Below are 13,233 nucleotides of genomic sequence, written 5' to 3'. Positions count from 1 at the left end.
TTCCATTTGAGAATGCATAGGTTGAACGAATGGTTCGTTCTCGCAGCGTTACTGTTCGACACCTTCTTGGCGCTTTGCGGTGACGGTTCACTCATCCATTAGGTAGTCCAGTCCATTTGCGTAAAGGTAGCTCGTGAGCGCGGCCTCTTCGCTGACCCCCAACTTCACCATTGCCGCGCGCTTGTGCGCCGATACAGTCTTTTTCTTCATCTCGTACAACGAACAGATCTTTGCTCTCGGCCAGCCTTTGCTCAGTGCAACGACCACATCGCTCTCTCGCGTAGTCAGGTCCCACCACGGATTGCTCAGGTTGCTTGACGTGTCGAGCGATTCATCGATAAACCGCTCGCCGCGCATAGCGTTCGTGATTGCCCACTTGAGCCATATCGTTGGGCTCGTCTTAAGAACGTACCCGTGCACAGCGTGGAAGATCACTTCCTGAGCTAGGTGGGGGCTCGCATAGCCGGTGTGGACAATCACCTTTGCGAAAGGGGCGCATCGCCGCAGCTCCTTCACAAGCTGCAAGCGCTTATGACTTCCGGGCATAAGCAGTTCGGTCACAATGACGGCACTGGCGAAGTCGGTTTGGAGAGCTGTCTCGAGAAGCTGGTCACTTGTGGCGCACTGCCAGACGTCTTCAGGCGGCGATCCAAACTGCGACTTGATGAGCTCAGAGACTACTAAGCGCATCGAGCTGTGATCGTCTGCAACGATGTACTTCATTCGCAAATTCCTTTTCTTTGAACTCGGGCCTCCGGCCTGGGGTGCGACGAATGTAGTGTTGCCCCCTGTGCGCGTGAATGTCGATACGGCAAAAATCCAAGACGGCTGAGCCTTTGCTCTAAGGCCGAGTCCCTCTGGCTGGGGATAAGTTCGCTCGAAGGCTTGAATGCAGGTATTTCTAGCGATGCGGGCCCATGCGAGTCGCTGTGACCCAAGGCACGTTTCCCTCGCGAGTAGGAATTTTCTGACCCGATTTTGAGCCGCAATCCGAGGGGGGCGGCGTCACTGACTTCGTCGGCAGAATGTGTGACTTTTGTAGTGTGTCTTGAGCGCATTGGCTGCAGCGTCGGTCCAATCCTGTTGGCCGATATGGGCGCATGGCATTAAATATGTCAACAACATCAATAGCTTATGCTTATGGGTGAGGGATCACCGGGGGAGGGATGCTGAGGTATTTGTCCCCGCCAAGCTCTAGCTTCTTGGATATGTCCAAGAAGTCCTTCACACCGAAGAAGAGCACGCCGTTAAAGCGGACGAAGGCTCCTGCGCGAAAGAGGCGCAAGGAACCCGACGAGTTGTTGAAGCTCGTGGGGGATCGCATAAGAGAGGTCCGCAAGGAACGCGGACTGAGCCAGGACCATCTGGCCTACGCAATTCCGCTTGACCGTGCCCACCTGGGATTGATCGAGACGGGGAAGACTGCCCCGAATATCAAGACATTGGTCAAGATCGCCGCTGCGCTGGAGTGCGAAGTGGGCGATTTAATTCCCTACGTTGAGGACCTACTGCCGTACGCCGACTGGCTTGAGGAGTAGGCTTTCTGCCCGAGGCCCGGTGGGTAACCGCTGGGCTCATCTCGCGTCTGTTCACCAAGCACTTCTATTACACAGGCGTCGATCACGAGCGCTGGTGGGCGATGGGTGTCATCTGATGGGCGACGCTGGCGGCTTACTGGTGCCTGTTGCCGGGCATGCTAATCGGGCTCGGAAGCTCGAGCCCGAAGGCCTGGCTTAGCCTGGTGCCCGGCTCGGCTCTGGCGTTGTTCGTGATCCTGCGCTTCAAGAGGTATTGGCGATCGGCGAGGTGACGATCGCCTCGACGCTCGGTTTGAACTCTGATTCTGCAGGTCATCTACGCGGTCAAACCGGTCTATTTGGCCCAGTCCTAAGCCTTTGAAAACAAAGGAAACGCGAAATCGGCCATTGGACTAAAAAACCAACTGGCAGAGAAAAAAGGGGGGGGGAGAGACGGAATTTGGCCGGATGTGGCCGATGTGGCGCCGACCTTAGTCCAATGCCCCTCGCGGAAACCCTCGGAAATAAGGGGTTTTCCGTTGCCGACGAAGTCGGCAGAGACCTTTCGAAGCGGGGAGTTTGGCGCGCCTGGAGGGATTCGAACCCCCGACCAATGGCTTCGGAAGCCACTACTCTATCCGGCTGAGCTACAGGCGCGTGGTAGACACGCACGAAGCGATCGTGCGGCCGTGCATTCTAGCGGAAACCGCAGCCGAAGGTGGTGGCTCCGAACCGGCCGGCGATCCGGCCGCGGTGAGGGCAGGGTGCCCGGCGGTGCGATGGCATCCGCCGTCCTTGTCAGCCGCGATTGGACCCGTTCGATGCGGGCCCAACTCCATAGCTCCCCAGCCCGACGCCGCCGCCCTCCGCAAAGCCCACCGGCCCTTCCCGCGGCGAAGCGCCGGGACGCCCGCGTTACTCTATGCGCCATGGATCACGCTCCCCCCGACACCCCTGCGCCGGCCTGGCGGCGCAAGCTTGCGCTGTATTGGAAACTGACCCGCGGCGACCGGCCGATCGGGTGGTTGCTGTTGCTGTGGCCGACCTGGTGGGGGCTGTGGATCGCCGCCGAGGGCGTGCCGCCGCTGTGGACCTGGTTCGTGTTCAGTGCCGGGGTCTGGCTGACCCGGGCGGCGGGCTGCGTGATCAACGATTACGCCGACCGCTGGCTCGACCCGCATGTCGAGCGCACCAAGCACCGGCCCTTGGCGACCGGCGAGGTGCGGGGGCGCGAGGCGCTGGCGGTGTTCGCGGCCTTGATGCTGGCGGCGTTCGCGCTGGTGCTGAGCTTGAACCGGCTGACCATCCTGATGAGTTTCGTCGGCGTGGTGTTGGCGGCCAGCTATCCGTATCTGAAGCGCTATACCTATCTGCCGCAGGTCTATCTCGGCATGGCCTTCGGCTGGGGCATCCCGATGGCGTTCGCGGCGGTGCAGGGCGAGGTGCCGGCGGTGGGTTGGCTGTTGTATGCGGCCAATATCCTGTGGTCGACCGCCTACGACACCTGGTACGCGATGGTCGACCGCGAGGACGACCTGAAGATGGGCTCCAAATCGACGGCGATCCTGTTCGGCGAGATGGACCTGGTCGCGATCGGCATCCTGTACGCGCTGATGTTCGTCGCGCTGTACCTAGTCGGGCAACGCGCCGGCCTCGGGCTGTATTACTTCGGCGGCCTGGCGGTGGCGGCGGCCTTGGTGGCCTACGAGTTCGTGATCGCCCGGCATCGCGAGCGCGAGCCGTGCTTCCGCGCCTTCCTGCACAACCATTGGGTCGGGCTGACGATCTTTGCCGGCCTGGCTCTGGACTACGCCTTGCGCGCGACCAGCGTCACGGCCTGATCGCGGGCGCTCGTTGACGAGGATTGCCGCGGGGAATCGGCCGGACCGGGCCGCGAGTGCGTGATCGCGGTTAATGACAGGGGCGCGCCGCTGGCGTGCAATGGCGGATCGTCCCGTGTGGAGTGCCGTCATGTTGAATCTGTCGCGTGGCTTGCGGTTGCAGGGCCTGGCCCTGGCCGTTCTGGTGGGTTGCAGCGGCGCGGCGTTCGCGCAATCGGCGCCGGCGCCGAGCCGCGAGCATTTCGCGCCGAAGGGCTGGGAGGGGTCGTATCACGGGCTGCATTACTCGCCGGTGGTGAAGATCGGCGACCGGGTCATCGTCTCCGGCATTCCGGCGATGGAAGGCGCGGACGACGAAGCCCGGGCGCGTTGGGTGTTCGAGCAGCTCGAAGCGCATCTGCGCAGTGCCGGGGCGAGCCTGGCCGACGTGGTCGAGCTGCAGAGCTTTCATGTCGCGGCCGATCACGCCGAGTTCCGGCGTCGCATGGATCCGGTGCTGAAAGTGCATCGCGAGTTCTTCAAGGATCACTACCCGGCCTGGACCGCGGTCGCGACGCCGGGCTTGTTCTCGAAGGACGCGAGCTTCGAGCTGCGTGCCGAGGCAGTGATCGGCTCGGGCAGCCGGCCCAAGGCGGAGATTGCGAAGCCGGCGGGGCCGTGATGTAGGACGCGGTGCTTGGGGGTAAGAGCAAATCCCCCCTAGCCCCCCTTTTGCAAAGGGGGGGGCTGCATGCGGTTTCGTATAGACGCCGTTGCTAGCGTATTTGCTGGACGGGTTCGAGAAGCGTCTCTGATCGACATCCAGTCCATTCCCCCTTTGCAAAAGGGGGGAGGGGGGATTTGCTCTTAGACGACGACCTTCGCCACACCCCGTCCCTGCGACTAAAGTGCAAGTGGTCGCGGCCGTGACCGCCTCGACAATGCCTTGCTCTCGTCGAAGGACAGCCGTCATGACCGCAGTTTCCGCCGCACCCGCCGACGGGCCGCTCGCTCGTTTCGCCCTGCGCAGCGCCGCCTGGGCCGAGCGCTGGTTTCCCGATGCCTATGTGTTCGCGGCGCTCGGCGTGGTCATCGTCGCGGTGTTCGCGCTCGGCTTCGGCGCCACCCCGGCGGCGACCGCCACCGCCTTCGGCGACGGCTTCTGGAGCCTGATTCCCTTCACCATGCAGATGGCCTTCGTGGTCATCGGCGGCTACGTGGTCGCAACCGCGCCGGCAGTGGCGCGGGTGATCGATGCACTGGCGCGGGTGCCGCGCAGCGGCCGCGGCGCGATCTGCTACGTCGGCCTGATCAGCATGTTGACCTCGCTGCTGAGCTGGGGCTTCTCGCTGGTGTTCGGCGGCCTGTTGGTGCGCGCGCTGGCGCGCCGCGAGGACCTCGACATGGACTACCGCGCCGCCGGCGCCGCGGCCTATCTCGGCCTCGGTGCGGTGTGGGCGATGGGCCTCAGCTCGTCGGCGGCGCAGTTGCAGGCCAATCCGGCCAGCATGCCGCCGGCGCTGTTGGCGATCACCGGGGTGATCCCTTTCAGCGAAACCATCCTGTTGTGGCAGTCGATCGCGCTGACCGCGGTGTTGATCGCGGTCTCGCTGGTCGTGTGTTTCGTGACCGCGCCGCGCGGCGGCTCGGTGCGGCGCGCGGCCGACTTCGACGTCGCCGACGAGCGCGCGGCGTCGGTGCTGCCGCCGCGTTCGCGGCCCGGCGAATGGCTCGAATACAGCCCGCTGATCACGATCCTGCTGGCGGCGATGAGCCTGGGCTGGCTCGCCTACGAGTTCGCCCACAAGCCGCTGGTCACCGCGATCGCCAATCTCAACACCTACAACTTCGCGTTCCTGACCGCCGGCCTGTTGCTGCATTGGCGCCCTCGCAGCTTCCTCAATGCGGTCACGCGCGCGGTACCGAGCACGACCGGCGTGCTGATCCAGTTCCCGCTGTACGGCGGCATCGCCAGCCTGCTGACCGCGGCGAAGGGCGGCGACGGCCAGACGCTTGCGCATCATCTGTCGAGCGTGTTCGTGCAAATCGCGACCACCGAGACGTTCTCGCTGGTCATGGGCGTGTACTCGGCGGTGCTCGGCTTCTTCGTACCGTCCGGCGGCGGCAAGTGGATCATCGAGGCGCCGTATGTGATGCAGGCCGCCAACGATCTGCAGGTGCATCTGGGTTGGGCAGTGCAGGTCTACAACGCCGCCGAGGCCTTGCCGAACCTGATCAATCCGTTCTGGATGCTGCCCCTGCTCGGCGTGTTGGGCCTGAAGGCGCGCGACATCGTCGGCTTCACCTTCATCCAGTTGCTGGTGCATATCCCGCTGGTGCTGGGCCTGCTGTGGCTGCTCGGTTCGACCCTGACCTATCACCCGCCCGTGATGCCCTGAGTGCCGTGCGGGCGTCCGACGACGCCCCGGCAAAATCCTACCCGCGCCTGCGCCGATGCCCGACTGACCCGGGCCGCGGCGCAGGCGATTCTATGTCCGTGGGAAGCGTCGCGGCCGTTACGGAACCCGGTCGTACGGCACGGATGCCGCAGCCGCCCACGACGACGAAAAACCGCATGGAAGCCGGAGGAAAAAGCAAGCGAAATACCGTAAAAAACCGCAGAAAAACCCGCAAAAAAGACGTCGTCGGAGGCCGGCACTTCTCAGCCTGTGCGACGCCCGAAAGCGACAATGACTCACGCGAAAGGGAAGGGACTCCCACGCAGTCGGATCGGGGCTCGAGCAACGGAATGCGGCATCGCGTCCTCGTCGGCGGATCGCGTTCCGACCGAGGCCCCGACCGACACGGCGAAGGAAGCGCCGGCCCGAAAAACCCGCTCGATTCGACCTGGCGCGCCCGGAAGCGGCGTGAAGGGAAGCGACCGCCAAGGAACGGCGGCCGGTCGGAATCGGGGACGCGCCTGGGATGGCGCGCGTGGCGGAAAGGATTCCGCCACCGGGCCGCAAAGGAGGAGGTCGCGGGCCAGTTTTCCGGCCGTGCGTGTGCCCGCATCGTGTGCCGATGCGCCGGCTTCGTTATGACTTGTGCGCATTCGCACAAGCGCGTCACAAATCCAGGGGCCGCAAGCGCCCGAATAGTGCGACCGGTACGGTGATCCGGGTGCGGCGACTGCGTTAGCGTGCGGTCGTCGTCGGGTGCCGATCGAAGACGGTCCAGCGTCGTCGTCCGGGCAGGCTCCGGCGAGAATCGGCCGCGCCCGCTGCGCGGCTGCCCGTCGTGCCGTGCTTCCGGAACGCTCCCATGACCCTGTCTCCGCTCCTGCGCATCGCCAGCCTGTGGCTGCTCGCGAGTTCCTGCGCCATCGCCGCCGTGCCGGCCCACTACATCGTGTTCGAACGGGACGCCCAAGGGCGCGCCGAACCGGTGTTCTACACCCAGGTGCAACTGGCCGACGGCCAACGCGACCGGCAAGGTGCGCGCCAGGCCGAGCGCGGGGTCGAACGCGTGGCCTATCGGGCCTCGCGCAACGGCGCCAAGAGCGCGGCGCTGTACGAAGCGCAGGTGCCCAATTTCATCCGCGCCGAGTTCGCGCGCGACCCCGACCACGGCGATGGCGCGATCCAGTTGAACCCCTTGGTGCGGGACCCGCATCGCGCCTTCGTCGTGCGGGTGCCGCTCGCGGAGGCCGACGAGATCGAACTGCTCGGCAACGCCAAGTCGGTGCAGCGCATCGACCTGCGCGAGCTGGCGATCCGTTCCTCGCAACTGCCGCTGGCGCAGATGCTGCAGCAGCCGGTCGCAATGGTGGGTACGCAGCAGGCCCAGGACGCCAAGGCGGCGAACTCGGCCAATCGCCTCGACATCCTCGTGCTCGGCGATGGCTATACCGCGGCCGAACAGAGCATTTTCACGAGCCAGGCCGCGTCCTTGAAGACGGCGATGTTCAACGTCAGCCCGTACAAGGAATACCTGAGCTTCGTGAATTGGCAGGCCGGCTTCATCGCCTCGCAGCAGTCCGGCGCCGACCATCCGCCGTACCGGGCCGGCTGCACCGGAACGAGTTGCTGCGCCGACGCCGATTCGCGCACCGATCCGCGCGCCGGCCAGTTCGTCGCCACGGCGCTGGATTCCACCTTCTGCACCAACCAGATCCATCACCTGTTGACCGCGCGGTCCTCGAAGGTGATGGCGGCCGCGGCCAGCTTCCCGAACTGGGACAAGATCATCGTCACCGTCAACGACCCGGTCTACGGCGGCGCCGGCGGCTCTTATGCGGTGATCTCGGCGCACAGCAGCGCCGCGCTGATCGCGATCCACGAGTTCGGCCACAGCTTCCACGGCCTCGCCGACGAGTACGAGAGCCCCTATCCGGGGTTTCCGGCCTGCAGCGACATCAGCGGCAGCGCGGCCTGTGAAGCCAACGTCACCAATCAGAGCAATGCCAGCCTGGTGAAGTGGCGCAGCTGGTTCACCCCGGGCCTGCCGATCCCGACGCCGGACGGCACCGCGGGCACCGGCCTGTTCGAAGGCGCGCGCTATCGCAGCACCGGCATGTTCCGGCCGGTCGACAACAGCTGCCTGATGCGCAGCCTCGGCACCAGCTTCTGCGCGGTGTGCCGGCAGGAATACGTGCGCATGCTGTATCGCGGCGGCTTCGGCTCGCCGGCGGCGGGCATCGATCTGATCGAGCCGGGCACCGAGATCCCGTCGCCAGCCACTGCGGTGGGTTACGCGCGCGGCACGACGCGGCGCTTCAGCGCGACCTTGCTGAGGCCTAGCATGGGCACCGTCGCGGTGCAGTGGTATCTCGACGGCGTGGCCATTTCGGGCGCGACCGCGGCCAGTTACGACTTCCGCCAGGATGCGGCCACACCGGCGACGCGCACCCTGGAACTGCGGGTGACCGACAAGACCGCGTTCGTGCAACCGAGCATGGCCGGCAACCTGTTGCTGCACTCGCGCAAATGGACGATTCGGGTCGGGGCGGCACCGGTGATGGCGTTGGCAGATTGATCGTCTTCGCTCCATCGCGAATCGGCTATCGCTACTTCTCCAGCAGACGTAGAGGTGGTGTTTGCGGAACAGTGCACGTCGTGAAGGGACTCTCGATGCATGCAATTAATGAGCATTGTCGCGTCTGCAGATAATTCTGCTGCTCCCGCAGTTGCAGTTGCAGTTGCAGTTGCTGTTGCTGTTGCCGTTGCTGTGCGTCGTTTCGCACTAGCGAAGGCAACAGAAGACCCGGAGGGCGGCGCGCAATGATGTGCGCCGTTTTTCATCGGGACAGGGATGTCCCGTATGAAAAATCACTGCGTTGGCATCGAACGTGCGGGCCTGTGATTCAAAGAAAAGCAACTTCTTTGGTTACCTTTGACCGAAGGGAATCCAGACGGACTTTTGTTGCTTATGACAAAAGAAAGTAACCCGCCGCTTTAGTGGCGGAAGCTCTTATCGTTTGATCTTGCTTCTGAAAACCCCAGGCAAGCGCAGAGCTGTCACTCCTGTAGGAGCGACGCAAGTCGCGACCGCGTTCTCGCGACCTCCTGCGTGTCTCTCAAGCAAGTGCAGAGCTTCCGTCCGCTGACGCGGCCGGGTTACTTTCTTTTGCTGGCCCAAAAGTCCGTCTGGATTCCCTTCGGTCAAAGGTAACCAAAGAAAAGGGCTTTCCTTGACGAAGCTCCCCTGCGAGCACGCAGCCTGCGCCGGGATTTTCCGATAAGACGTCCCTGTCTTATCGGAAAACGCCGCACGTCCTGTGCGGCGCCCTCCGGGTCTCCACTTGACCGGTAAAGCGGTAAAGCAGATCAAAATCCCGGCAACGGCATGATGGGTGCCAGTACCGCTTGGAACGGCCGCAGAGACAGCGACGGAGACGTCTGTTTCGTTAACCTGAGCTTCCCTGTAGGAGCGACGTGAGTCGCGACCACGAAACCGCGTGCGGCCACGCTCTGGTCGTAGCACCGTCGTTGCCAATTCGGTCGCGGCTCACGCCGCTCCTACAAGGGCCCATGTTCCACCCGGGTAGGAGCGGCGCGAGCCGCGACCGCGACATCGCGGGCGGCCGCGAAGACGTCGGCGAGAGCGAACCAACCCGCGTCGACGTTTGTCGTCGCACCGCGTGCCTCAACCATTCGCGTCGCTGCTTCGAACGATCGTCTCGCGGTCGGCTCACCCCGCCGTCACCCGCGCACACACCCAGGCGTCGACGCGCTGGGCACCGGCGCGGCGTAGGGCGATGGCGGCGGAATGGAGGGTGGCTCCAGTGGTCATGACGTCGTCGATCAGGACGATGTGGGCGGGCAGGGGCAGGCCAGGACGCCAGGCGAAGGCGCCACGCAGGTTGCGGCGGCGTTGTTTGGCGTCCAACAGGGACTGCGCCGGGGTGTCGCGCAGGCGGATCAGGCCGTGGTCGAGCAGGGGCAGGCGCAGTTGCCGCGACAGGGGCCGCGCCAGTTCCAGGGCCTGGTCGTAGCCGCGTTCGCGCAGCCGCCGGCGATGCAAGGGGATCGGAACCAGAACCGGCTCGGTTGCTCCTGTGGCTGCGTCCGATGCGTCGGGCACGGCGAGCCCCGGCGTCGTAGCCGGGGGACTTTCCGTCAGTAGCGGCTCGAAGGCCTGCGCCATCATCGTCGTGAGCAGACGGCCGGCGGCCAGGTCGCGATGGAATTTGAAGCGCGGCAGCAGCCGGTCGAGCGGTGGGCGGTACAGACAGGCCGAGTGGACCCGGGTCAGCGGCGGTGGCCGGCGCAGGCAATGGCCGCAGACCAGGGGCAGGCCGGGCGGGTCGATCGTTGCCAAGCAAACCCCGGCCGCCGCCGCCCCAGCCAACGGCAGAGCGCAACGCAGACACGCCGCTCCGAGCCGCGGCCATTCGGCTTCGCAGGTCCGGCACAGGTCGCGTCCGGGCAGGCCCGGCTCGGCGCAGATCAGGCAGCGCGGGGGCCACAGGGCCCAGCCCAGACGCCGCCAGATGCTGTCAACCCGGAGCGGCCGGCCCTGGTTGACAGTTGTCGACATGCTTCCCAGACTGCCCGCTCCGAACGGCCCGCGCTGTCGGTATCCCCCGTTGCCCGCCGTCAGTGAAATCCCCGCTGTGGAGCCAGCTCTAGTGTCTATGCCCCTTCTTCGCAACGATTGGTCCCGCGCCGAGGTCCGTGCGCTGTTCGATTTGCCCTTTCCCGAGTTGCTGCACCGCGCCGGTAGCGTGCACCGGGAGAATTTCGACCCGGCCGAAGTCCAGGTCAGCACCCTGTTGTCGGTCAAGACCGGCGGTTGCCCCGAGGATTGCGCCTATTGCCCGCAGGCGCAGCGCTATCACACCGGTGTCGACGCGACCAAGCTGATGAGCACCGAGGCGGTGATCGAGAAGGCCCGCCAGGCCAAGGCTGCCGGCGCCTCGCGTTTCTGCATGGGCGCGGCCTGGCGTTCGCCGAAGGACCGCGACATCCCGAAGGTCGCGGCGATGATCCGCGAGGTCAAGGCATTGGGCCTGGAGACCTGCGCGACCCTGGGCATGCTCTCGGGCGACCAGGCAACGGCGCTGAAGTCGGCGGGGTTGGATTACTACAACCACAACCTCGACACCGCGCCGGAGTTCTACAACGAGATCATCCACACCCGCGAGTACCAGGACCGCCTGGACACCCTCGCGCACGTGCGCGATGTCGGCATGAAGACCTGCTGCGGCGGCATCGTCGGCATGGGCGAGTCGCGCGAGCAGCGCGCCGGCCTGTTGCAGACCCTGGCCAACCTGCCGGCGCACCCGGATTCGGTGCCGATCAACCGTCTGGTCCAGGTCGAGGGCACCCCCCTGGCCGGCACCGCCGAGCTCGACCCCTTCGAATTCGTGCGCACCATCGCGGTGGCGCGCCTGCTGATGCCCAAGTCGATGGTCCGCCTGTCGGCCGGCCGCGAGGCCATGAGCGACGAGCTGCAGGCCCTGTGCTTCCTGGCCGGCGCCAATTCCATCTTCTACGGCGAGAAGTTGCTGACCACCGGCAACCCCGACACCGAGCGCGACCTGGCCCTGTTCGCCCGTCTCGGCCTGCGCCCGATGCAGATCGTCGAGACCGCGGGCACCGTCCATGCGAGTATTGAAGAGCACGTTGAGGCAACCACCGACCCCGCCCACTCCTGCGCCGCCTGACGCGGCGGAGCTACCGCGATGAGCAGCCAGCGAACCCTTTGGCGCGACCGGATCCAGACCGCCCACGCCGAGCGCGTGGCGACCGCCCGTACCCGTATCCACCGCGCGGTCACCCACCGCGACGGCGCGCGCTGCGAGGTCGACGGGCGCTCGCTGGTGAACTTCTGCGGCAACGATTACCTCGGCCTGTCGCAGCACTTCGCGGTGATCAACGCCTTCCAGGATGCCGCCGCCCGCGAGGGCACCGGCGGGCTCGCCTCGCATCTGGTCTGCGGCCACCACGCCCAGCATGAAGCGCTCGAACGCGAACTGGCCGACTGGCTCGGTTCGCCGCGCGCGCTGCTGTTCGGCAGCGGTTTCCTGGCCAATATCGCCGCGGTGCAGGGTTTGCTCGGCGAAGACGACGTCTGCGTGCAGGACCGGCTCAATCACGCCAGCCTGATCGACGCCGCGCGCCTGGCCGGTTGCCGGTTGCGCCGCTATCCGCACGCCGATCCCGAAGGCGCGATCCGGCAGTTGCGCAATGTTCCCGATGGCCTGGCGATGCTCGCCACCGATGGCGTATTCAGCATGGACGGCGATCTCGCGCCCTTGCGCGACCTCGCTCTGGTCGCGCGCGCGCAGAAGGCCGTGCTGTACGTCGACGACGCCCACGGCGTCGGCGTGCTCGGCCCGGACGGGCGCGGCACCGTCGCGGCGGCGCGTCTGTCGGTGCAGGAAGTGCCGTTGCAACTGGCGACCTTCGGCAAGGCGCTCGGCAGCTACGGCGCAGCCTTGCACGGCGATGCCGACCTGATCGGCCATCTGGCCGAGACCGCGCGCAGCCATCTGTACACCACCGCCTTGCCGCCGGCCCAGGCCGCGGCGACGCGGGCGGCGCTCAAGCTGGCCCGCAACGACCATTGGCGGCGCGAGAAGTTGGCCGAGCTCACCGCGCATTTCCGCGAACGCGCCGGCAAGCTCGGCCTGGAGCTGTTGGCCTCGGGCACGCCGATCCAGCCGGTGATGTGCGGCGACGACCGCCGCGCGCTGGCGATGGCGCAGGCCTTGGAACAGCAGGGTTATTGGGTCGCGGCGATCCGCCCGCCGACCGTGCCGGAAGGGCGCGCGCGCCTGCGCGTGACGTTCTCGGCGCTGCACACGCGCGAACAGGTCGACGGCCTGATCGAGGCGCTGGCGCGAGCGGCCGAGCGCGTGGCGATCGAAGGCAGCGACGGCGCCCGCGCCGCGCCCGCCACCGTGGCGCGATGAGCCGCGCCGCCGAACCGCAACCGACCCGGTCGCCCGAAACCGATCTGGCCCGCATGCTGGCGACGCTCGAGGTCGAAGCCCGTGCCGGCGAGTACGTATTCGTCACTGCCGTGCAGCCCGAGCGTTTGCCGCGCGCCCTGGCGCTGGCGACGATCGAGGAAGCCGAAGGCCTGACCTGTGTGCTGCGCCGCGAAGACGCCGACGCGCACGGCCTGAGCTACGACTTCGTCGCCGCCTGGCTGAGCCTGAGCGTGCATTCGGCGCTGCAGGCGGTCGGCCTGACCGCGGCGGTATCGCAGGTGTTGGCCGAGCGCGGCATCGCCTGCAACGTGTTGGCCGGCTTCCATCACGATCACTTGCTGGTGCCGTCGGATCGGCGCGACGAGGCGATCGCGGCCCTGCATTCGCTGCGCCGCGCGAACCCCGCCGGCGGCGATTGAGGACAAGCCGCTCGATCGCATCGGCGCGGTGTGCATCGCGGCGGTGCCTGCGTTCGCGCCGTAACGGCGGTCGCCGCCGCGTGCGGGCCATGGCGCCA

At 66.1% G+C, this 13,233-nt stretch carries 9 protein-coding genes, 1 tRNA gene and 1 pseudogene; 8 read left to right on the top strand and 3 right to left on the bottom strand.

What is annotated here, in order from left to right:
• Nucleotides 1-87 precede the first annotated feature (87 nt).
• Nucleotides 88-723 (bottom strand): response regulator transcription factor, encoded by a 636-nt coding sequence (locus LC490_RS00500; RefSeq protein ID WP_223618867.1) that lies wholly within the window; start codon nt 721-723, stop codon nt 88-90.
• Between the two features lie 485 nt (nt 724-1,208).
• On the opposite strand from LC490_RS00500, the gene LC490_RS00495 reads away from it, so the two are divergent.
• A complete protein-coding gene (locus LC490_RS00495) occupies nt 1,209-1,538 on the top strand; it encodes a helix-turn-helix transcriptional regulator (RefSeq protein WP_223618866.1) in 330 nt (109 codons plus the stop codon).
• Nucleotides 1,539-2,097: 559 nt separating this feature from the next.
• Here the strand turns inward: LC490_RS00495 and LC490_RS00490 are convergent.
• Nucleotides 2,098-2,174 (bottom strand) — tRNA-Arg (locus LC490_RS00490).
• Nucleotides 2,175-2,446: 272 nt separating this feature from the next.
• On the opposite strand from LC490_RS00490, the gene ubiA reads away from it, so the two are divergent.
• From ubiA to LC490_RS00470, 4 genes are all read left to right on the top strand, one after another.
• Nucleotides 2,447-3,358 carry a 4-hydroxybenzoate octaprenyltransferase gene (gene ubiA, locus LC490_RS00485; RefSeq protein WP_223618865.1) on the top strand — a complete coding sequence of 304 codons (912 nt, stop codon included), beginning with the start codon at nt 2,447-2,449 and terminating at the stop codon, nt 3,356-3,358.
• 130 nt (nt 3,359-3,488) lie between these two features.
• Nucleotides 3,489-4,019: a Rid family hydrolase gene (locus LC490_RS00480; protein WP_223618864.1), complete on the top strand. Its 531-nt coding sequence runs from the start codon at nt 3,489-3,491 to the stop codon at nt 4,017-4,019.
• 289 nt (nt 4,020-4,308) lie between these two features.
• The gene (locus LC490_RS00475; protein ID WP_223618863.1) at nt 4,309-5,736 is read left to right on the top strand and encodes a TIGR00366 family protein; all 1,428 of its coding nucleotides are present in this window, start codon (nt 4,309-4,311) and stop codon (nt 5,734-5,736) included.
• Between the two features lie 862 nt (nt 5,737-6,598).
• Entirely contained in the window at nt 6,599-8,311 is a 1,713-nt protein-coding gene (locus LC490_RS00470) for a M64 family metallopeptidase (protein ID WP_223618862.1), read from the top strand.
• A gap of 1,155 nt (nt 8,312-9,466) precedes the next feature.
• Here the strand turns inward: LC490_RS00470 and LC490_RS00465 are convergent.
• The gene (locus tag LC490_RS00465) at nt 9,467-10,315 is read right to left on the bottom strand and encodes a ComF family protein (protein ID WP_223618861.1); all 849 of its coding nucleotides are present in this window, start codon (nt 10,313-10,315) and stop codon (nt 9,467-9,469) included.
• Between the two features lie 97 nt (nt 10,316-10,412).
• Here LC490_RS00465 and bioB point away from each other — a divergent pair.
• The 3 genes and pseudogenes from bioB to LC490_RS00450 all read left to right on the top strand — a co-directional run.
• Nucleotides 10,413-11,360 (top strand): annotated as a pseudogene (gene bioB, locus LC490_RS00460) (biotin synthase BioB); the annotation flags it as partial.
• 102 nt (nt 11,361-11,462) lie between these two features.
• Entirely contained in the window at nt 11,463-12,695 is a 1,233-nt protein-coding gene (gene bioF / locus LC490_RS00455) for an 8-amino-7-oxononanoate synthase (RefSeq protein ID WP_223618860.1), read from the top strand.
• Nucleotides 12,692-13,135: an ACT domain-containing protein gene (locus LC490_RS00450; RefSeq protein ID WP_223618859.1), complete on the top strand. Its 444-nt coding sequence runs from the start codon at nt 12,692-12,694 to the stop codon at nt 13,133-13,135. The genes bioF and LC490_RS00450 overlap by 4 nt, the downstream gene beginning before the upstream one ends.
• Nucleotides 13,136-13,233 lie beyond the last annotated feature (98 nt).

The sequence above is a fragment of the Lysobacter sp. ESA13C genome (assembly GCF_019970005.1).
In the GTDB taxonomy this organism is placed as follows: Bacteria; Pseudomonadota; Gammaproteobacteria; order Xanthomonadales; family Xanthomonadaceae; genus Lysobacter; species Lysobacter antibioticus_B.
The sequence above is the reverse complement of the archived record's forward strand: the minus strand, read 5'-3'. Positions and strand labels throughout refer to the sequence as shown.

Bases quoted from the DNA above. Each gene is read 5' to 3' on its own strand.
- LC490_RS00500 (WP_223618867.1), bottom strand. From the start codon at position 723: ATGAAGTACATCGTTGCAGACGATCACAGCTCGATGCGCTTAGTAGTC.
- LC490_RS00495 (WP_223618866.1), top strand. From the start codon at position 1,209: ATGTCCAAGAAGTCCTTCACACCGAAGAAGAGCACGCCGTTAAAGCGG.
- ubiA (WP_223618865.1), top strand. From the start codon at position 2,447: ATGGATCACGCTCCCCCCGACACCCCTGCGCCGGCCTGGCGGCGCAAG.
- LC490_RS00480 (WP_223618864.1), top strand. From the start codon at position 3,489: ATGTTGAATCTGTCGCGTGGCTTGCGGTTGCAGGGCCTGGCCCTGGCC.
- LC490_RS00475 (WP_223618863.1), top strand. From the start codon at position 4,309: ATGACCGCAGTTTCCGCCGCACCCGCCGACGGGCCGCTCGCTCGTTTC.
- LC490_RS00470 (WP_223618862.1), top strand. From the start codon at position 6,599: ATGACCCTGTCTCCGCTCCTGCGCATCGCCAGCCTGTGGCTGCTCGCG.
- LC490_RS00465 (WP_223618861.1), bottom strand. From the start codon at position 10,315: ATGTCGACAACTGTCAACCAGGGCCGGCCGCTCCGGGTTGACAGCATC.
- bioF (WP_223618860.1), top strand. From the start codon at position 11,463: ATGAGCAGCCAGCGAACCCTTTGGCGCGACCGGATCCAGACCGCCCAC.
- LC490_RS00450 (WP_223618859.1), top strand. From the start codon at position 12,692: ATGAGCCGCGCCGCCGAACCGCAACCGACCCGGTCGCCCGAAACCGAT.